The sequence below is a fragment of the Leifsonia sp. NPDC102414 genome, from assembly GCF_044765685.1.
In the GTDB taxonomy this organism is placed as follows: domain Bacteria; phylum Actinomycetota; class Actinomycetes; order Actinomycetales; family Microbacteriaceae; genus Leifsonia.
The window spans coordinates 80,947-99,091 of the sequence record NZ_JBIWKN010000006.1; the positions used below are offsets into that span (position 1 = coordinate 80,947).

The 18,145-nt window shown below is 62.5% G+C and carries 17 protein-coding genes; 9 read left to right on the top strand and 8 right to left on the bottom strand.

Translation table 11 applies throughout. The features are described from left to right. Positions 1 to 761 precede the first annotated feature (761 nt). The 3 genes from ACIRCZ_RS18850 to ACIRCZ_RS18860 all read left to right on the top strand — a co-directional run bounded on the left by ACIRCZ_RS18850 (position 762) and on the right by ACIRCZ_RS18860 (position 2,592). Positions 762 to 1,631 (top strand): ArdC-like ssDNA-binding domain-containing protein, encoded by an 870-nt coding sequence (locus ACIRCZ_RS18850; RefSeq protein ID WP_402855971.1) that lies wholly within the window; start codon positions 762 to 764, stop codon positions 1,629 to 1,631. Between the two features lie 285 nt (positions 1,632 to 1,916). Further along, positions 1,917 to 2,021, top strand: a complete 105-nt coding sequence (locus tag ACIRCZ_RS18855) for a ribonucleotide-diphosphate reductase subunit beta (RefSeq protein WP_402855974.1) — start codon at positions 1,917 to 1,919, stop codon at positions 2,019 to 2,021. A gap of 55 nt (positions 2,022 to 2,076) precedes the next feature. Then, a complete protein-coding gene (locus tag ACIRCZ_RS18860; protein WP_402855977.1) occupies positions 2,077 to 2,592 on the top strand; it encodes a hypothetical protein in 516 nt (171 codons plus the stop codon). Positions 2,593 to 2,602: 10 nt separating this feature from the next. Here the strand turns inward: ACIRCZ_RS18860 and ACIRCZ_RS18865 are convergent, their stop codons facing one another. The 3 genes from ACIRCZ_RS18865 to ACIRCZ_RS18875 form a co-directional block, all read right to left on the bottom strand. After that, entirely contained in the window at positions 2,603 to 2,959 is a 357-nt protein-coding gene (locus tag ACIRCZ_RS18865) for a DUF2809 domain-containing protein (protein WP_402855980.1), read from the bottom strand. Positions 2,960 to 3,155: 196 nt separating this feature from the next. Continuing rightward, entirely contained in the window at positions 3,156 to 3,563 is a 408-nt protein-coding gene (locus ACIRCZ_RS18870; RefSeq protein ID WP_402855983.1) for a hypothetical protein, read from the bottom strand. Between the two features lie 1,383 nt (positions 3,564 to 4,946). Next, positions 4,947 to 5,168: a hypothetical protein gene (locus ACIRCZ_RS18875; protein ID WP_402855986.1), complete on the bottom strand. Its 222-nt coding sequence runs from the start codon at positions 5,166 to 5,168 to the stop codon at positions 4,947 to 4,949. A 173-nt stretch (positions 5,169 to 5,341) separates the two neighbouring features. On the opposite strand from ACIRCZ_RS18875, the gene ACIRCZ_RS18880 reads away from it, so the two are divergent. Together ACIRCZ_RS18880 and ACIRCZ_RS18885 are read left to right on the top strand one after the other, a co-directional pair. Beyond that, positions 5,342 to 5,689 (top strand): hypothetical protein, encoded by a 348-nt coding sequence (locus ACIRCZ_RS18880; protein ID WP_402855989.1) that lies wholly within the window; start codon positions 5,342 to 5,344, stop codon positions 5,687 to 5,689. 5 nt (positions 5,690 to 5,694) lie between these two features. Next, entirely contained in the window at positions 5,695 to 6,165 is a 471-nt protein-coding gene (locus ACIRCZ_RS18885) for a hypothetical protein (protein ID WP_402855992.1), read from the top strand. Here ACIRCZ_RS18885 and ACIRCZ_RS18890 read toward each other — a convergent pair. Together ACIRCZ_RS18890 and ACIRCZ_RS18895 are read right to left on the bottom strand one after the other, a co-directional pair. After that, positions 6,143 to 6,592 (bottom strand): HIT family protein, encoded by a 450-nt coding sequence (locus tag ACIRCZ_RS18890; RefSeq protein ID WP_402855995.1) that lies wholly within the window; start codon positions 6,590 to 6,592, stop codon positions 6,143 to 6,145. The genes ACIRCZ_RS18885 and ACIRCZ_RS18890 overlap by 23 nt on opposite strands. Next, positions 6,589 to 7,074 carry a TIR domain-containing protein gene (locus tag ACIRCZ_RS18895; RefSeq protein WP_402855997.1) on the bottom strand — a complete coding sequence of 162 codons (486 nt, stop codon included), beginning with the start codon at positions 7,072 to 7,074 and terminating at the stop codon, positions 6,589 to 6,591. Before ACIRCZ_RS18895 ends, ACIRCZ_RS18890 begins: the two co-directional genes overlap by 4 nt. Before the next feature lie 603 nt (positions 7,075 to 7,677). On the opposite strand from ACIRCZ_RS18895, the gene ACIRCZ_RS18900 reads away from it, so the two are divergent. From ACIRCZ_RS18900 to ACIRCZ_RS18910, 3 genes are all read left to right on the top strand, one after another. Then, positions 7,678 to 8,004 carry a hypothetical protein gene (locus tag ACIRCZ_RS18900; protein ID WP_402856000.1) on the top strand — a complete coding sequence of 109 codons (327 nt, stop codon included), beginning with the start codon at positions 7,678 to 7,680 and terminating at the stop codon, positions 8,002 to 8,004. A gap of 1,122 nt (positions 8,005 to 9,126) precedes the next feature. Continuing rightward, the gene (locus ACIRCZ_RS18905) at positions 9,127 to 9,654 is read left to right on the top strand and encodes a DUF4232 domain-containing protein (protein ID WP_402856002.1); all 528 of its coding nucleotides are present in this window, start codon (positions 9,127 to 9,129) and stop codon (positions 9,652 to 9,654) included. A 561-nt stretch (positions 9,655 to 10,215) separates the two neighbouring features. Then, complete coding sequence (locus tag ACIRCZ_RS18910) at positions 10,216 to 11,904, top strand: InlB B-repeat-containing protein (RefSeq protein WP_402856004.1); 1,689 nt, start codon at positions 10,216 to 10,218, stop codon at positions 11,902 to 11,904. Positions 11,905 to 12,823: 919 nt separating this feature from the next. Here the strand turns inward: ACIRCZ_RS18910 and ACIRCZ_RS18915 are convergent. Together ACIRCZ_RS18915 and ACIRCZ_RS18920 are read right to left on the bottom strand one after the other, a co-directional pair. Further along, positions 12,824 to 14,479, bottom strand: a complete 1,656-nt coding sequence (locus tag ACIRCZ_RS18915; RefSeq protein WP_402856007.1) for a putative Ig domain-containing protein — start codon at positions 14,477 to 14,479, stop codon at positions 12,824 to 12,826. 744 nt (positions 14,480 to 15,223) lie between these two features. Then, positions 15,224 to 15,688 (bottom strand): SRPBCC family protein, encoded by a 465-nt coding sequence (locus ACIRCZ_RS18920; protein WP_402856010.1) that lies wholly within the window; start codon positions 15,686 to 15,688, stop codon positions 15,224 to 15,226. Between the two features lie 308 nt (positions 15,689 to 15,996). Here ACIRCZ_RS18920 and ACIRCZ_RS18925 point away from each other — a divergent pair, with 308 nt between their 5' ends. Beyond that, positions 15,997 to 16,299: an IPT/TIG domain-containing protein gene (locus tag ACIRCZ_RS18925; protein ID WP_402856067.1), complete on the top strand. Its 303-nt coding sequence runs from the start codon at positions 15,997 to 15,999 to the stop codon at positions 16,297 to 16,299. Positions 16,300 to 17,091: 792 nt separating this feature from the next. On the opposite strand, the gene ACIRCZ_RS18930 is transcribed toward ACIRCZ_RS18925, so the two are convergent. Then, positions 17,092 to 17,682 (bottom strand): DUF2809 domain-containing protein, encoded by a 591-nt coding sequence (locus tag ACIRCZ_RS18930; RefSeq protein ID WP_402856012.1) that lies wholly within the window; start codon positions 17,680 to 17,682, stop codon positions 17,092 to 17,094. Positions 17,683 to 18,145 lie beyond the last annotated feature (463 nt).

Below are 18,145 nucleotides of genomic sequence, written 5' to 3' on the forward strand. Positions count from 1 at the left end.
TGGTACTGAGGAACTAGTCATGTCGATCTTTCGGTGGACGCTGGGCTCCCGTTATATACGTACGTCTTCCATGTAGGGATGGCATGGGTTCCACTTGGCGGCCCCGGGCGCCGACCACCGGCTGAAGATCAACACTCTGGAGTCTCATGAAACTGAATCTACGAAGATCAACTCTAACGGTAGTGGCCGCGTCCATCATCGATCAACTCAGAACTCCCGCCACCACCTAACCCATCGCACGGTTGGCGGCGATCCATCGGTCGCTGCCCTCTCGCTCGAATGCGTGGGATGTATGTGTTGCAGCCGCCCCGTGGGGGTGGGACGCTGGGGTTGAGTACCAGCGGATGCAAACCCTGGCCGCTCATCGTGGCCGGTCGCTGGCCCCCAAATAAGCGACCGGCCACCTCTGCACCCGTGCGGCGTCACCATGACTATGGCCCTGGTCGTGACTGTCGCCGTGGTCGGCCTTTGGCCGCACGTGAGGGAAGCCCCGCCCTCCCGGGTACCCTGCGGGCGGCGCCGTCGACGGAGCGCCGACAGTCGAGCTCGCTGCGCTCGCACACGAAGTTCTTTTGCCGTGAAGCCTGCGGCATTCTACGGTCGGCCTGCCCAGCCGCAAGAGGCTTTCGCGGCATATCCTCCCTCACTCGCTGCGCTCCCTCAGTTGCGGTATTCCACGGTCCTCTTGCGGCTGGGCCGCTCTCCCTGAACGGCACATTCGTGCCTTCACGGCAAAAGAACGAGGGAGAGGGAGACACACAATGGTTGGGTTCACGAAGCGGACACCGGAACAGCGCAAAGCCGACGCGGAAGCGCTGCACGCAACACTGGTCGACCAGGTGGCTGCGCTCACCGATTCGGCCCAGTGGCGGCGCTTCCTCGACTTCACCCGGTCGTTCCACGCGTACAGCCTGAACAACCTGCTCCTGATCCTCTCGCAGCGCCCGGACGCATCCGCGGTCGCCGGGTTCCGGCAGTGGCAGGCCAAGGGCCGCCAGGTCCGCAAGGGCGAGAAGAGCATCAAGATCTTCGGCTACTCCACCAAGAAGCTCACCGAGGAGAACACCGAGACCGGCGAGGAGACCGAACGCCGGGTGCCCCGGTTCCCGCTCCTGTCCGTGTTCGACATCGGCCAGACTGACCCGATCGACGGGGCCGAGATCCTGGACCCCGTCACCGCCCTCACCGGCGCCGACGATCACGGCGTGCTCGACCCGCTCACCGCCCACCTGCAGGCGGACGGGTGGACCGTCACCCGGGAGCACCTGCCCGCCGCGAACGGGGTCACCCGCCCCGACACGCGCGCCGTCGTCCTGCACGACCAGCTCGCCACCGAGCAGGCCGCGAAGACCCTCATTCACGAAGCCGCGCACATCCAGCTCGGCCACGTCGACGACCTCGCCGAGTACGCCCAGCACCGCGGCCGCATGGAAACCGAAGCCGAATCCGTCGCCTACATCGTCGCCGGACTCCTCGGATTCGACACCTCCAGCTACAGCGTCGGCTACATCGCCGGCTGGGCAGACGGAGACGCCGCCCTCGTCCGCGAAACCGCCGCACGCGTCCTCGCCGCTGCCCACCAAATCGCCAACGCGATCACCCCCGCCGACACGACCGGCGAAGCCGAGTAACCCGCATCCGTCATCTCTTGGAGGAAACTCTCATGCTCACCATCACCGACACCCGCGTCCGCCACCAACTAGGCCACCGGCCGGGCTGCGGATCAATCCGGTCGGTAGCCCGGGCCGCGGCAACCCGCATCGCGGGGGTCGGCTACCGGCCGGCCGCGAGGGTGTGCCCTCGCGCTCCCCCACGCTGGCAGCTGCTTGACGGAGCATCATCTGTCGGAGCTCGTATCAAGCAACTGCCCAGAACTAAGCACGGCAGGTTCAACACCCGATCAGAAGGAGTACCTCATGCACGGCAGCACCACAACTTCGACCGCCAGCACCGAGAACGTCGCAGGCTACGAGATCCCCGTCGACCCGATGGATGATCTGCAGTGCGATTCGTGCCAGTAGAGACCAGCGAAGCATCGCGGCCAGCTACTGTTCGCTGAAGGTACAGGAGGAACCGATGCCCCGCTACACCCCGGTCGAGATCATCACTGCCGGCACCAACGCCACCCGGGAGACGTTCGCGCACCTCTACGCCGTACTCGACCAGCTCCGTGCCGCGGCCGCGTACAACTACCACCTCGCCTTCGTCGACGAGGAAGCCGCCGCCAGCGATGACCGGTTGCCGTTTCATCCTGCACCGGCCGGATTCGGCGGCAACGAGCTCGCCATCCCCACCCGCCCCGTGCGCCTGAACCGGCTCACCGACGCGGGTCTCGCCCTCTACACGCACGGAGTCCGAACCGCCCTGGCCGAGCAGGAACACCTGTGCGAACATATCGATCAAGCCCGACACGACCTCGAGCGGATGCAGGTCGCCATGACCGGCACCAACGCGGCCACCGTCGACGCCGTCATTCGCGCGATCGATATCAATGACGCACGCGCGAACCATGCCCCCGACAATGTCGAGCTCACCGCGTGGGACGTGCCCGTGCGGGTCCCCGGCACCACCACGACGCTCAACGCTGGCTGAATCAGACGCGTCAGCTCGTTGGATCGGTGCGGCTGTGGCGGGTCTGGATGGTGCCCCAGTCCAAGATCAGAAGAAGGACCCCCGCACACACGTAGGTGGCGAGGTTCTCCGCTTGAAACTCGACACCCAGAACCAACCCGATCGCCGGGGTGGTTTCGGCCAGGGCGCGAGGAATGCCGGTCAGCTGGAACAGCTCGACCGCGCAACTGGCCAGCACCGCTACGGCTGCGACGATCAATGGGTGTAACCGTGGTGCGATGATCGCGACCACGCAGTAGATGAGGGCGGTGTAGGCGGCGTCGGAGATGATATGGCTGAGGTCACCGAAACCGCGGTAGTGCGCAGCTAACCCCAGCCCGGCTACCACGGGAACCGCAACGGCGAAGATGATGCGCCGTGCCCCTAGTGTGCTGACGGCGATGAGACCTCCCTGCCCTTCAACCGGTGCCGCTCGGCACGATCACACACGTTGCCCCTCCGGGGAGTCTCACCCTATTGGCCCGGCCGCTCTGCGGCCGGGTGCCGATCACTCTTCACCTACTCAAGACGAGCGGGAGTTGCGGCTATTTGCTGACGACAGATGCTCCGTCGGGTGCGCCGATGAGGAAGGTATCGATTACCGTTTTGCTGTCAGCCTCGTAGACGTCGATCGAGCGAGCCGACTGATTTTTCATCTGCCGCACCGCGTCTTCCGGACTCTTGGGAGAAGGAAGGTTGAGTTCGTTCGAGCGCACATACCCATGCTTGCCATGCACCCCGATCGCGGCAATCAGAGTTGGCTCTTCACTCAGCGATCGGATGCCGACGTCAGAGCCGTAGCTCTCTCCGGCTTGGTTGTGCTTGTACGGGGCATGCGTCGGTTGGGGGTCAGATGGTGCGGTGTCTGCCAATGCTTGTGTGGCGATAAAGCCTACGCTTGCCGACACCACGACGGCCGCGGCGGCAACCGTCACTGAGATCTTCTTGTTCATGATCTTCCTTCCTAGAAGTCCAGGTGCCCAGAAGCTGGGCTGGCGTTGTAGGTCATCGGGCCTGTTACGCAGAGGTAGATGCTGTGATAGAGGCGGCCCTCAGCTCCAATTTGACCGGCAGGCGCGTTTACTCCGCTTGAGGTGGCCGTAAGACCTCCAGCGCGTTTATTGCTGTTGTCAACGAACGACTGCCCGTAATAGCTCACTCCCGCTGCTGTGAACTGCAGACGACTTCCGCTACTCACCGCAGCCATCGCGGCCTGTGTCCCCGCACCAACCAACAGGCCCACAATCACAGCCCCCATCAGTACCTTGTGCGATTGCATCGTTGCTCCCCTTTCGCACGCGCAGTCGCTGCACGTTGGTTCTCAGGGTGCGCCACCACCGCTTCGAGTAGACAGATCAGGTTTCCGTATCTGAGAGACTTCACCCAAGCGTGAACCCTCTTACAACTCAACCGGTACCGCGCGGCTCGATCACACACGTCGGTGGATTCGTGGGTAGGAGGGTGCTGCGGGCGGGGGCGTTTACATATCCGGAGATGCCCGCTGCTACTACGAAAACTGCCACAAGCAGGCCGACTACGAACCCACATCGAAGCGGAGCAGTCGTAGCTCGAGGCTGCCGTCGTGTGGTTAGCCAGGTCGTTAAGCCGGGGATCCAACCTGCGACGATGGCTGCTTGGCTGGCTACAGGTATGTCTCGCAGGATGTCGACGGTTCCGGCCGCGATGAATCCGTCGGGTGCTAGGGCGATTGCTGCTCATACACGTGCTACCCCAATCGCAATCATGCCGGTTAGGGCGACGCTCACACATACCGTCGCGACGATGCGCACAGATGTCGAGTCCCTGGAACTGCGACCGGCGAGACAGGCACCGCCCGCGTCGGTGGCGACCGCAAGGGACGAGAACACGGTGATGAGGATCTCTCCCCCACCAGCGCTGGCGATCGAAAACGGGTCCGGCACGCTGGTGTAGACATCGTTCTTAGGTACCGTGGCGAGGTGGGCGATCAGGAGTCAACTCAGTAGTTCGCCCCCCACCCATGCCAGCGCGGCAACCGCTGCTGTCGCTCCGGTAGCCAACCATGGCTTGACTAGCGACGGTCGTGACGGCAGGGCGCGTGAGTCGGGAGCGGACATAACCCCGCTATCGTACGGCGCTGATTGCGGGCCCTCGATCGTGTTGCTCACAAGATCGGGGTTTCACCCGTCCCGCGCGACCCATCGTGAATATTGATCGCGCGCGGCCGGTGATGGGCGAGTGTGCTGCAGCATCCCCCGATAGGTGCTGCAGCACACCCAGGAACCGCCATGGAGATAGTGCTCCGGGTGAGGAGCAATCGTGGGGGATTTTGTGTCCGCACCCGGAACGCATCACAGTCAAACATTGGCGCGGTCTTCTCTCTCCACCAATGTTGCGGAATAGGCCAACTTCACCCGGTCTTGCGTTGGAGCTGCTGAGGAGGGTCCGGTAGTGGCGAGGTTCGGCGCGACCTGCTCGCGTGGTTCGGCGTATTCGTAGAGGTGGCCGCGCAGCGCGACGATCTCGTAGGGTGTGCCTTGGAGGGGGCCGGTCATTGCGCCGCCGAGGGTGCGGGCCATGTTCCGGGGGCGGCTGGTTTCTCCGCCACAAGCAGGACCGTCATCGCTGTGCTTCCTTCATTGTCTTTGGTGTGTTTGTCAATGAGTGTTCCTTTGCGGCTGTCAGTCGTGTTCGATGGAGTCAGGTCCGAAGTTCCGGCGGTACAGGGAGGAGAATCAGAATGCTTGAGAAGGTGACCGACGCGGAGTACGAGGCGCTTGCTGCCCGGCTCACCGATCCCGACACTGAGCTGCCGGCGCCGCATAACGTTCTCGGTGGCCGTGTGGCGGAGGCTGCCGGCCGCAAGTTTATGTTGAGCGAGTATGGCTCGCAGGAAGCCCTCGACGCCGCGCTGCGCACCGCTGGCCGGCCCCGCCTCGAGTCGACGCCCAAGGGTGCGTCTCCGACGGTCCGCGGACGGATCGCGGAGGCCGACCGCGCTGCGTTCGATCAGCTCATCGAACAGACGGGCAAGAAGGAGAGCGAGCTCGTGCGCGAGGCGGTTCACCTGCTGCTCGAGCAGCACGAGCTGGCGAGCTGACGCGAGTGTGGGGCAAGCGCGCCGCCGCGCCGACGGCTGGCCCGAGCGCTGAGGATCGCCGGAAGCATCTGGACTTCATCCAGGCGGTGATCACGCGCATGGCGTCCGCGGCCGCGGTCGCCAAGGGGTGGGCTCTGACGGTGGCGGTCGCCGCGTTCGGCTTCGCGGCAAGCAAGCAGTCGTACGCGATCACTTTGCTCGGTCTTGGTGCGGTCGTCGTCTTCGGCGTCCTCGACTTCCGGTACCTCCGGGAGGAGCGCAAGTTCCGAGAGCTCTACAAGGGTGCCGTCTACGGACTGGCGGACGTCTTCGACATGGACGCCCACACCTACTGCAAGAAACTCGGCAAGAACCGGACCAAGAACCTGAAATGGTGGCGCGTCGCCCGCTCCTGGACCGTATTGGGCTACTACGGGGTGATCCTCCTCGGCGGAGTGGCGCTCTTGGTCTGGATCATCGCGGTTCGGAACCGCTGACAGCAGCTCGCAGCCGGGTCCAGGCATCGTCCTTCTGATTCTCGCTGAAGTCGCTCTCGGGCGGCCAGATCCGGCCGATCCGATCGTTCTCCCATCGAGGTACCACGTGCACGTGCAGGTGCATCACGCTCTGACTCGCTGCGTGCCCGTTCGATTGGATGACGTTAAGCCCGTCTGAGTCGAGCGCGTCCCTGATTGCGTCTGCGATCAGGAGCGTCGTGTCTGTCACACGCTCGGCGAGATCGCGGTCGATGTCCCAGATGTCCGCGACGTGCCGTCGCGGGATCACCATCGTGTGGCCAAGCACAGCTGGCTCAGTGGGGAAGAACGCAATCGTTTCGGCGTCACGGTAGATCTCGCGGGCGTCCGGATCCTCTCTGCCGACGATCTCGCAGAACGGGCAGTCCGTTGAGGCTAGGTCGGTCATGAGCGCTTGTACGCGCTGTTCACCCATGACTCGATATTGCTCGAGATGCTGGCGAACACGTCCGTGCTGGTCGACCCGGACGGGTTGTACAGCGTGAGGTAGTTGGCGAGGGTGCCTCCGCCTTGGGTCGGGATCTGGGCGAACGGATCGGCGCCGAATGTGTCGGTCTGTCCGTCGGAGCCTTTCATGCCGTGGATCCTGATTCCGACCAAGGGGATCTTATCCTGCCACGCCTTGCGGATCTCGTACTGCACCCACGGTCGCTCGGCGGTCTTCGCCCCGGCGAGCACGACCACGGCTTTCTTGCCGGCCATCTGGCTGCCGATCCACTTCTTGATGCCTTCCTGGCCGCCTCGCTTGACTTCCTCCCAGTCCTGGCCCTCGAGAACCGGCTGTCCCTCGACGATGCCCAGATTCTTGATCTGCTGGACCCGCCAGTTGTCGCGGTCGTAGTGAAAGCTGAAGAACACGGACGCGGTCATTGCGATCCCCTCTGTCGGTGCGCCCACATCGGCGCCAGTGCAACCGTATCGATGGCGCACGGCTTTGGCCACACCCCAACAGGGACGCGTATCCCGGCTGCCGCGCTGTTCGTCTTGTTGGTGTCGACAATGGTAATGCGAACGTGGCGATTCGCGACAGCCCACCGCTCAACGGTTGCACCTCCAGCGTGGCGACTCTTTCTGGCCCTGTTGCTGGCGGCGTTGATCGCGTAGAGCGTGGCCGAGAGCCGCATGCTGGTCGAAGGCGGCTGGGCCTTCCTGGTAGTGATCGCCGTTAAGACGACATCAAAGACAGAACCGAAAGGGTCGAAGCTGTCAGGCAACTCGGACGGGCTCTGGAAATACGCAACGGAAGTCCCAGCCATCTGGCCGTCACACTCAAAATTACCTCATCGCGAGAACGAGGAAGATGTCCGGGCCGACGGCTGTTTGGGGAGTCCCCTCGGCGCGCATCGGGGTGATCTACGTGTCGCCGATCGGAGAGCGACTATCGCGCCGCCAAGATGAGAGGAACCTGGTCCCAGGAACGAAAGTGCCGGCCGCAAAGAAAGCGCCCACCGCATTCAAGACAGGGAGAAACAAATGCCGGGTAGAGCCGCCGCCTATCCCAACCGGATGTTCTTGGAGCTCGCCGACCTCACGGATCGTCAGCTTCAGGCCGTGACCCTCATCCAGGCAAAGCGGATTTATGTAAGCGACGTCATACAATCTTGGTCCCTGTCGGTATATGGCAGGAGCATGCTCGATCCGGACGCCACCGAGGAAGTGGCCCTATCAGCCGACGCGTCTCGTTCTAGTGCAATCGCGGCGCTGTTCGATGTCCTCGCGAACTTTCGCATCTCGATCAACGTCGACCTAATCTCCGTCCGCGATGGATACGTCCTCGCATGCACTCACAGCACCCCCTAACCAGGGCACATCCCAGAGAAACGCTAAGCTCCACCCTGTTTGTGGGAGTGGGCGTCTAGCTCGGGCGGTTGGCGTTCCGGGTTTCGATGGGGTGGTGGGTAGGTAGCTAGTGAGTGGTTGTTGGTCGTGAACTGAGCCACGCGTAGCGGCCGGTTGTCTCGGCCTCCATTGTCGCCGCTGAGCATATGGGCAGCCGGAACTCACTGCCACTCTTGGACTGCGAGGACCTACTCGGGTTGGCGCACATTTGGCCTTGCGTTGTTGAGTGGAGATGACGTTGCTTAGAGCGAAGAATGCTCGACCGGTATGAGGCTTGCTGTTTCGGATCAAGAAGGGATCAAATCAGACACCAATCCCAGCTCTGCTGGCGAAACGTGTACTCTCCGAAGTTGCCTTCAGTGAAGAGGAACCCAACCTCGGACGCAGGGGGGATCGTCTGGATGTGATCACATTGCCGGGGCGGAAGGGCACTCGGAGTCGGTGAGGTACTCGAGGGCGAGAATAAGGACTCAAGGATGCTGATCGATTGTAGAGCGGTGGCATCACGGATGCTACAACGTGACACCACCGCTCCGAGTAGGCGATGCCGCTGTCAGTGCCAACACGCCTACGGCAAGCAATCAACGTCAGTTGATGGACAGATCGGTCTCCCAACCACAAAAGGTCGCCTACTTCACCCGCGATCACCTCGCGAGCTACCCGTCGCTCACCGGCGGGAGCATCATCGAGCGCGCTGGTGAAAACCTCTAGGTGAAGCGCAGTCATACGAACGCTCCAGTCGGAGTTGGGAGGCTAGATGCGGATAAGGACAAGTAGTAATGACCCCTCCCAGCCATGCCCTATACCCGAACCGGCTAGATGGGTCCGAGGCATATGGTCATGTCGGCGAGGGAAACTATTGATCGCCCTTCAACTCTGACAAGCCCCAAACACGAGCATCAGTCGAGTGGCCGCACTTGGACGGGGCCATCCGAGCTACCGGAAAGCAGAGTCACCGTCGCGCGAGCTCACTTGCCGCTTAATGCCTCACGAATTCTGTCGCACGGTGTTCATCGGGGTGATCTTCGACGCTTCGTCGCGGCAACCAGAACGTGACCGACGAGATATTCGCACGTTTAGGAAATGACAAGAACCATCGCAAGACGAATCGCCCTACTCGTTACTGTCTCAGCGGCTGCCCTCGCGTTGGCGGCATGCTCCAACGCTGTGCATGCTGCCAGCCCGAGCGGCACCTCTTCGTGTCGAAACAATCAGCTAGTCGTCAGCCAAGAGTCCACCAAGCATGAAGGTATGCACAAGACCACCATCAGAGTTGCGGTCGAGAACAAGGCGGCAAAGGCGTGTGCGCTCCCTGCAGAGCCAACGGTCGAATTTGCAGATAAGCAAGGGGCCCCTATCGGTGCGCCGTCAACTCCCGAAGGAACGGCGGGTGACGTCGTACTCGGGCCCACCCGAATCGGTGTGTTCGACATTCTTGTTGAGGACGCAGCAGCGTACCCGGACACGTGTGACGCGACAGAAGCGGAAGGGCTCCGCGTGTTTGCCGCCGCCGACATCGAGCCAGCGAATCTTTCCGTCTCATCTATGGCCGCCTGCCGTAGCGACAAGATCCAGCAGATTACAGTTGGCGACCTGAAAGTCGACAACTAGGTCGAGCGCCTATTGAGTGTCGAGACACTCTCGAAGTCGTGACGCGCTCGCGTTCTGCGATCCCAGCCGACGACCACCGCAGCTACGTGGTTCGAGCAGCGACCTCCGCGTCCACCACTCGCGGTGTTGCGCGGTGTGCCGCCAATTTGGTCCTTGGTGCGTCGTGGGACAGGGGCCGGTGGTGACACCGCGTGGGCTTTGGTTGATCTGCAGAGCGGCGTCCCGTCAACCTCTACGCCGTCCTATGAACGGTCATTCATGAGGCGGTCCGGATGGGCTGGATGACGATGTGAGAGCGGCTTCATCAGGTTCCGAGGTGACCTCAACCGCTCGAGGTTCGAAGGACTCTCGACCGATGGCTTCGACGCCTTATGTTGCTGCGATGACGCTCGGCCGGCAGCGGTTGGCCAGCGCTTGGTTAATGCAGGGGTGAAAGACGGGAGGACGCGCTCTGGGGCCTAGTTATATCGATTCTTGGCTGGGATGCTTTTGTTTCGAGTTCAGTAACGCCTGTGTGTATTGCTGGCCACAGATTGATTCAGAAACCGTCAGGAGTTGTCCGTGTCAGTATCTAAGCGCGCTGTCGTGATTGGCGCAGGAATTGCCCTCGCCGTGGCTCTTCTACCTCAGTCGGGAGCGGGCGCTTCGACGGGAGACACGCAGTCGGGCCTAGTGTCTGGGTATACCGGTCAGGGACCGGTCCAGGTCGCGATTACTCCGGACGGGTCCAAAGCCTATGTACTCAACGAGGACAACAACTCGGTCTCGGTCGTGGATACTGGAACCGACTCGCAGATCACAACGGTTCCAGGTTCTATCCCGGCTCCAGAGGGGATTGGATTCTCCCCGGACGGGTCGAAGGCTTACCTTTCGTACGGGTTCAACTCCTTGGCGGTGATGGATGTTGCGACGAACACCCTGACCGGTACCGTTCAGGGATTCACTGGCTTCGCCTCGTGGAACGGGGTCGCCTTTTCCCCGGATGGTTCGAAGGCATACGTTGCTAGCACCGCCGGCGATACGGTGTCGGTGATCGACACGGCCACTGACATGCAGACCGGAGTCGTCGCTGGCTACACCGGGGACCATCCACGACAGGTGGCGTTCTCTCCGAACGGGGCGAAGGCGTATGTAGCAAACGAGGACAGCAACTCGGTGTCGGTGATCGACACAGCCACGGATACGCAAACCAGTGTCATCGCCAGCTACACAGGTGGCGCTGCACGGGGTGTCGCGTTCGCGCCCGATGGGTTGAAGGCGTATGTAGCGGGAGCCAACGGTGTATCCGTAGTGGATGTCGCAACCGATACGCAAGCGAGCATGATTCCTGGCACGACCGATACTTTCAAAGTAGCGTTCACCCCCGACGGGACAAAAGCGTACGTCGGCAACAACGCCGCGAGCCCGACGGTCGTCAGCGTTGCGACGAACACGGTCACCGGTCCGGTTTCCAACTACTCTGGCTTCCGATCACGTTCGCTGGCCTTCACCCCCGACGGGTCAAAAGCATATGTTGCTGACAGCGGCTCAAACCTGGTCGCTGTCGTAGCCGTAGAGGGGACACCGGCGACCATCGCGGGTATCTCTCCGACGTCTGGTCCAGTTGCGGGCGGGACATCGGTTACGATCACCGGCGCAGCGTTGCAGGGGACAACCGGTGTGGGCTTCGGCGGTGTTTCGGGGGTGAACCTGCAAGTGAACCCGTCGGGGACGTCTCTGACGGTTACGACGCCACCTCACGCCGCTGGGACGGTGAGCGTTGTGGTGGATAACCCCGGGGGAAATGCGACGGCGGCCGGCGCATTCACGTTTTTGGGTGCTCCTGTGACCGTTACATTCCAAACGGTCGGTGGCAGCCAAGTGGCCCAGGAAAACCTCAATGCTGGGCAGAGGGCGACGAAGCCGGCCGATCCCACAAAGCCGAAGTTCACGTTCGATGGCTGGTTCTCAGCGGCCACCGGCGGCTCTGCGTGGGACTTCGATACGGAGGTGACAGCGGACACGACTCTGTACGCGCACTGGACCGCGGCTTCTACGCCAACACCCACACCAACGCCTTCTGCGCCGACATCAACGCCTTCTGCAGGCACACCGGTTGGCGACGGGTCTTCGCCTGCGGCTAGTACAACGTCGGAGAGTCTTGCCCGTACCGGCAGCTCCAACCCGACTTGGTTGGTGTGGGTAAGCCTCGGATTTGTTCTGTTTGGGGGGCTCCTATTGTTTCAGCGACGTCTCGCACCAAAGAGGTGACTGCTACGGACGCGCGATCATTCGCGGTCGCGAAACAGTGACCTTGCCCTAGGACGCCAGTCCAGAGGTGGTGCGGGATGTTCGCCCTAGGAATCGATACGAGCAATGGGTGGAGGTGTCTGCGCCCCAATTCGGTGCTGGCTTGACAGGACCACGGGCGCTTCTGGTCGGATTAGAAAAGCGTGTCCTCTCGAAATCCCCTCTTAATGCACGGCTAGGCTGGAGCCTCCAGCGTCGCCTAGGACTCGTCCCATAATGAATGCTGCGTTGTCTGCCGGTAGGGACTCCACGGCAGCTGCGACCGTCTGTGGTGTGCCCAGCCTTCCGGCAGGCACCGAATCGAGCACCCGTCGCTCCTGGTCGCTGCCAACGGGCCAAACTCGGCGATCAGCCCAGAGCGACGGCCTTGGAGATGACGCCATCACCAACGAGCTCAATCGCCCGGGCCTTCGTCCAACCCATTGGGACACTCTTTGGGCTGCTTAGGAGGTCCAGTCTCGTGCGCCGCGGATTGCTTGAGACGCGTATGTTGATTCACCCGAACCGGCGTGCGCGCATCGTCGGGACGAATGCTCGAAGCACGTTGCACGACGGCGCGGACGTTTACATCGAACACCTCCTGCAGCGTCCTCAAGCGGAGCTGGTTTTCGGCTGTGGAGCCGAGATCCCGGGCTGTTCACCGCGCAAGCCCCGTCGTTGGTGACACGTGCAACGCGAGATCTGCATGCGACTCAACAGCGCGGGGTGGCACGTACTCGACCCGATGCTTCCCTGGATTCCTCTAAGCCTGTGACACCGCGGCGCCCAGGCAACCGCGGCAATGACAGAACAGATTCGCGGAGCATGGATCGACCCGACAGCCGGTTGGCGCCAGCCACTCGTCGACAACGTGCTCGCCACGGGCGTTTCGATGCAGTAGTCAGGCTTTCCCTATGTGCTTGCGGTGGGTAAAGCCAAGTAGCACTCCGGCAGCGAGGAGTGCTACCGCCGCGACAACTGGCGCCGGACTGAACTCGCTTCCGGTATCAGCCAGCAGACCGCTCTTTGCCCTTGGGTTGTGGGTTGGCGGCTGTGTGCGGTCGGGAGACGGTGCGGTTGTGGGTTCGTTAGCTACCCAATCAAGCGGAGCGGTTGCGCTCTCGCCGTTCGGATCCGTTGCGGTGATGCTCACCTGTGCGGTTCCTGCGGTAGCGGGGACGCCTGAGATGGTGCCGCCTGATGGATCGATTGTGAGACCTTGGGGAAGCCCCGTCGCCGTGTATGTGAGCGGGTAGCCCTTGGCGTTAGTCGCTGCGATTGCCAGCGACATGTGTTTCCCAACGGTCCCCACGGCTGTTGGCAGTTTGGGGAACTCAACGGTGTTGCCGGTTATCTCCGCGAGGCGAGGTGCGGCGGACTTGCCGTAGTTTGAGAAGAATCCGCCTACGTAAATATCGTTGATGGATTGGACTGTGACGGACGCGACTGTGTCGTTAAAGTTCGTGCCCGCATTCGCCGAGAATGTGTGGTCGAGAACACCGGCCGGTGAAAGGTGCGCAAGGCGCCCCGACGTGATGCCGTCATAAGAGGTGGCGTCACCACCGACGAGGAGAGATCCGTCGGGGAGCTCCGCGATCGTCTCGACCGTTCCGTTGAACCCCGCGCCTACCGTGCTCATAGTCGCGGCATCAAGCGTGCCGTCGCTATCCAGGATCGCGAAATGCGGTGCTGGCGATCCGTTGAAGGTGGTGAAATCGCCGCCAACTGCGATCTTGCCGTTGCTGAGGGGACGGACGACGGTAACCTCACCGTCGAATCCAGAGCCGAGTCTCGTGGCAAAAGTAGAATCAATCTGACCCTGCGCACTGACCTTGGCAAACGCTCCGGCGGGCACCCCCGAAAATGCCGTGAAACGTCCGCCAACGAGTGCGCTGCCGTCGGGGAGGACGGCGATATCGTCCACGCTGGGGAAGCTCATCCCGGTCGGTCCCGCACCGATGTTCGACGCGTACACGGTATCTGGCGCCCCGGTTGGGCTGAGCCGGGCGAGGCCACCGGAGGCAACCCCGGCCTTGGTGAAGCTCCCGCCGACGATGATTGCGCCGTCTGATTGCTGAGCGACTGAGTAAGTCACATTGTTAAACGGTCGCCCGGAGCGAAGTTGAGCTGAGCTGAATCCGGAATCAAACGTTCCGTCGTGGTTCAGTCGCGCGAGATAGTCGACGGGTGTAGATCCCCACTGCTGCAACTGACCTGTAACGATAACCCCCCCGTCGGCGAGAGGTCTCACCTGCCCGGGCTGTCCATTCATCCCGCCGCTATTAACGTTGGCGCCGAAGCTTTGATCGACTACGCCCTGAGGACTCAGCCGAGCGACCTTTGGTGAGGCGATACCGTTGAGCCCACCGAATCGTCCGCCCACGAGTAGGTTCCCGTCGCCGTCCAGCGCCGTCGAGGTCACGAAGTTGTGGTTGGGATCGGCGAATGTGCCCGAACCGATATGGCTCCCGAAGCTTGCGTCTAACGTGCCGTCAGCAGCGGGAAGATCGGCAGCGCCCGCAGGCAGGGCGCCGACTGCGGTCGCGAAGACTGCCATCCCGGCCGCTAGGACAGCCCCAGCAGGAATGCGCCTGCTACGGGTTCGAGTGGGTTTCATCGGATTGGATACCTTTACGTCAGCAATAGGGAGATGGGAGCCCGCCGCAACCTAAACAAGAAAACGGGTCAGGTGGACAGTTTCACCCCCCCCCCCCCCCCCCCCCCGAGGGGTCGGCGGGAATCGAAATCATCACCCGAGCCTTCACCCGCATCCCAACGGACCCCTCAGCGCGTTGGCGTTGTGTTCGATGTGCGCCTGAACTGGTCGCCGGGGCGAGCATTTCACTTGTGTCGACCCGCCAACATCGTGAGCGTTGTGAAGCACGATGTACTAAGGCAGCGGCCCCTTCTCGGCGCCTGACCCTCGCGCTTGCTCACCTGAAGGTTCCTTGGGTTCTAGCTGGTGGTTTCTCAGAGCTCGATCGGAAGTCCCCGCGGTCGTGGATTCGAGCGAAGCGGCCGTACCCGTCATCTTCCCACTCGGGGCGACGCCCACGGGGATGCCCGCGGCATCCAGCCGGACGAGCAGAGCGTCCAGATCGTTGACGCGCAGGTTGAGCATGAACCGTCGATCGGAAGCGAAGTAGTTTAACCTGGAAGGAGGGGGCGCACACGGTCTTGCCACCGTCCTGTTCCCCAACCTGGTCGGTCCCTGTCTCAACGCCGAGATGCTCGCGCTACCACGCCGCTCGCACCTCGGGGTTATTGCTCCGCAAGAACAGACCACCGATACCTGTCGCTGTCATATGTCTGACTTCGTCGCGGACGTTGTGACTGTCGCCAGGCTGCTCAGTCCTTTCTCGAAGTCGGGCCCCACCCGTTTGTCCAGATTGAAGAACCTGGCGAAGAAGGTCTTCGGACTCTCCATCCGCCACGTCAGGCGGGTCGCGTCACTGACTGGTTCGAAGATGAAATCGATTCGATTGGAGGACTTGAACGGCCGCGTGAACACGAGGTCGATGCTGACGCTGAGTGGCGTGAGCGCTTCGATCGTCATCTGACCGGCTCCCGCTTTCTTGTCGCCGTCCCACACGTATGTGGCTCCGATCGTTCCCGGCTCCCCCTCATACGCCCGAATCATCTGAGTGTCCAGACCTTCCCACGGCGACCATTCGATCCACCGCCGAAAATCAGTGACGTAAGTAAACAAACGCTCCGGCGTTGCCGCGATCATTTCGTGGCGTTCTACAACAATGACTCCAACCATGGGCCCACGCTAGATGCCGCAGGGTGGCGCTATTGGGCGGCGGCAGAGAGTTGGGGCAGTATCACCCCGCGCCCCAGGGAGCGCGCGGCCCGATGGCGCAAAACCAGTGAGCGCTGCCCTCAGGCGCGGACCCGTGTAGCTACAACCCTCACCCTCCCGACCGGCATGTGGACAGGAGGACCAGCCGACTCGAGCCGCTCTCGCTTCAGGCGGCATGCCGTCCCCGTTGGGACGGAATCAAGGGATACATCACCAACCTCGGCAACAACACAGTCTCCGTTGTGGCCGTGGCGGTGGCGCCGACGGCGGTGACGCCGGGATCTGGTCCCAGCGCTGGTGGCACGGACGTCACGATCACGGGAACCGGCCTGACTGGGACCACCAGTGTCGACTTCGATGGCACTGCCGGTACCAATCTGACCGTGAATCCCGCAGGAACCTCCTTGACCGTCGCTACCCCCGCACACGCTGCGGGGCCGGTTGACGTCACCGTGAACAACCCCGGCGGAAACGCTACCGCAACCGGCGGGTACACCTATCTCACCGCCGCCACCGGCACCACGCCTCCGGGAACCCCAGGAGCCGGCGGCAACACCAACCGAGCGGGATAGAAGGCGGTCTCCTCGCACACACCGGATCCGACGTCCTCTGGCCCGGACTGACCGCACTCCTCCTCGCCCTGGCAGGAACCGTCGTCTTCCTCCTCGGACGACGACGCAAACACACCTAGTGAACGAATCACGTCGCCTTTCGAGTTGCCTGGTGAGACTAGGCCCGAGGCGGCTCGATGACGTCGAATGGTCGAGGATCGGCACTTGCCGCGGTTTCAAGGACGGGAGGACACTGAGTCAGTGTCGCTAATCGCGGCGTCTTGTGGTCCCCAGCGACAGCCAGGATGCTACCGCCCCCTTTTGTTAGGGTCTTCAGGCTACGGAGTTGGCGTCGCTGTGGCACGGGCCTGCACTCGGAGCGTCGCGACGACCATGAGCGCGTACAGCAGCACGCAGTACTTTTCATCGCAGTACTCGACCAGCTGCGGGCCGCTGCCGCGTACGGCTATCACCTCGCGTTCGTCGACAGCGAGGTGGACGACGTCGACGACAGTTCCACTCCACAGCCCATGTCGAGCTCATGGCGTGGGATGTGTTTGCCGGGGATCCCCGGCAGCATCACAGCCATCGCTGAGTGTTTCCCCGCGTTGGGTCATGGGTGACGAGTGCTGCAGTCGAGACGGGGTGAGGATGAAGCGCAGGGGAGCGATCATGTGAACCTTGCAGCCGGTGGCTATGTTGTCTCGTCCACACCGTGTCCGGTGGGCGGGCTCGGACGCTTTCCCAGAGATCCGGGACAATTGCGACGGCACACCGTCGTTCGTCATGATCTGCGTCTTCTGCGGCGCGCAGCTACCGTTCCCAACGTAACGATCGGGGACCCGCCCTTTCTCGAGATTGTCGGTTGCACCCGACGCTGGCATGTGTCGCCATTTGACACCCGATTGGCGCGAGGGCTGCTGTGTTCAGCGACCGGGCGGCCGAGATGGTGATGTTGGCGCGGCGGGTGTTACCGCGCGGATGGCGGATAGTTCTTGAATGGCCCGGTCGAGAATGAAACACTAGCTTCCGGTGACGGTGTAGACCGCGAGACTCTCTGCGGAGAAACGTGGTCGCGAGAACGAGTGCGTTAGTGCGGAAATGTCGGGCGAGTTCCGCCGACATCCCGGTGAGTTGGAAGAATTCGACGCCGCAGCTCGCTGCAACTGCGTGCGCGGTAACGGTGCTCGCACGCGTCTTGCGAGTCACGACGACGGTCAGCGCAAACAGCAGGGCGCAGTACATTGCGTCCGCCGCTGGGTGGCTGAACTCACCGAAGCTTCGCGGCGAGCCCGATCCCGACCAGTGCGGGAACCGTGATCGCGAACACGAGCTGGCGGGGCTAGGAGGTGTGCCGCGCGAGTGGGATGAGCCCGGTCGAGCAGGACTGTGGCCGATTGTCATGCGGCCTTCGTTTCGCCGGTCGGGTGAAGTCGAGGAATGTGCCGGTGGGGATTCCCGAGCAGCGCCACAACTGTCCTATGGATGTGGGCTCGGGGCGGTGTGCTGCAGCATCCCCTGATAGATGCTGCAGCACACCTAGGAACCGCAATGGAGCGTGGTCCCTAGCGGGGGCGAGTCTATGGGGGGCGCTCACGCCCGAGACCACAACACCAGCCAAGCATCGGCCCTTTCGCCGCAGGGCAATGGGTTGTGAATTGGACGAAATTCACCCCTGTGGCCAGGAACGCGGTGGGGTCCTAGCGGGTTGAATCCATCACGTAGAGCCCACGGAGGATATGAGCGGCCCAGCGAGCCAACAAAGCAAGGTGAGAGTTGATCGGCGCGACGAAGCATCCGACCGGCGATTGAAGGCTCTCCTGCTCGGCGAATCCCCACAACGCCGACGAGCGATCATGCGCCACGC

Excerpts from the sequence above, each read along its gene's own strand:
- ACIRCZ_RS18915 (WP_402856007.1), bottom strand. The coding sequence starts at position 14,479 with ATGGCAGTCTTCGCGACCGCAGTCGGCGCCCTGCCTGCGGGCGCTGCC.
- ACIRCZ_RS18855 (WP_402855974.1), top strand. The coding sequence starts at position 1,917 with ATGCACGGCAGCACCACAACTTCGACCGCCAGCACCGAGAACGTCGCA.
- ACIRCZ_RS18870 (WP_402855983.1), bottom strand. The coding sequence starts at position 3,563 with ATGAACAAGAAGATCTCAGTGACGGTTGCCGCCGCGGCCGTCGTGGTG.
- ACIRCZ_RS18895 (WP_402855997.1), bottom strand. The coding sequence starts at position 7,074 with ATGACCGCGTCCGTGTTCTTCAGCTTTCACTACGACCGCGACAACTGG.
- ACIRCZ_RS18890 (WP_402855995.1), bottom strand. The coding sequence starts at position 6,592 with ATGACCGACCTAGCCTCAACGGACTGCCCGTTCTGCGAGATCGTCGGC.
- ACIRCZ_RS18920 (WP_402856010.1), bottom strand. The coding sequence starts at position 15,688 with ATGGTTGGAGTCATTGTTGTAGAACGCCACGAAATGATCGCGGCAACG.
- ACIRCZ_RS18875 (WP_402855986.1), bottom strand. The coding sequence starts at position 5,168 with ATGGCCCGCACCCTCGGCGGCGCAATGACCGGCCCCCTCCAAGGCACA.
- ACIRCZ_RS18850 (WP_402855971.1), top strand. The coding sequence starts at position 762 with ATGGTTGGGTTCACGAAGCGGACACCGGAACAGCGCAAAGCCGACGCG.
- ACIRCZ_RS18905 (WP_402856002.1), top strand. The coding sequence starts at position 9,127 with ATGACAAGAACCATCGCAAGACGAATCGCCCTACTCGTTACTGTCTCA.
- ACIRCZ_RS18930 (WP_402856012.1), bottom strand. The coding sequence starts at position 17,682 with ATGACAATCGGCCACAGTCCTGCTCGACCGGGCTCATCCCACTCGCGC.
- ACIRCZ_RS18900 (WP_402856000.1), top strand. The coding sequence starts at position 7,678 with ATGCCGGGTAGAGCCGCCGCCTATCCCAACCGGATGTTCTTGGAGCTC.
- ACIRCZ_RS18860 (WP_402855977.1), top strand. The coding sequence starts at position 2,077 with ATGCCCCGCTACACCCCGGTCGAGATCATCACTGCCGGCACCAACGCC.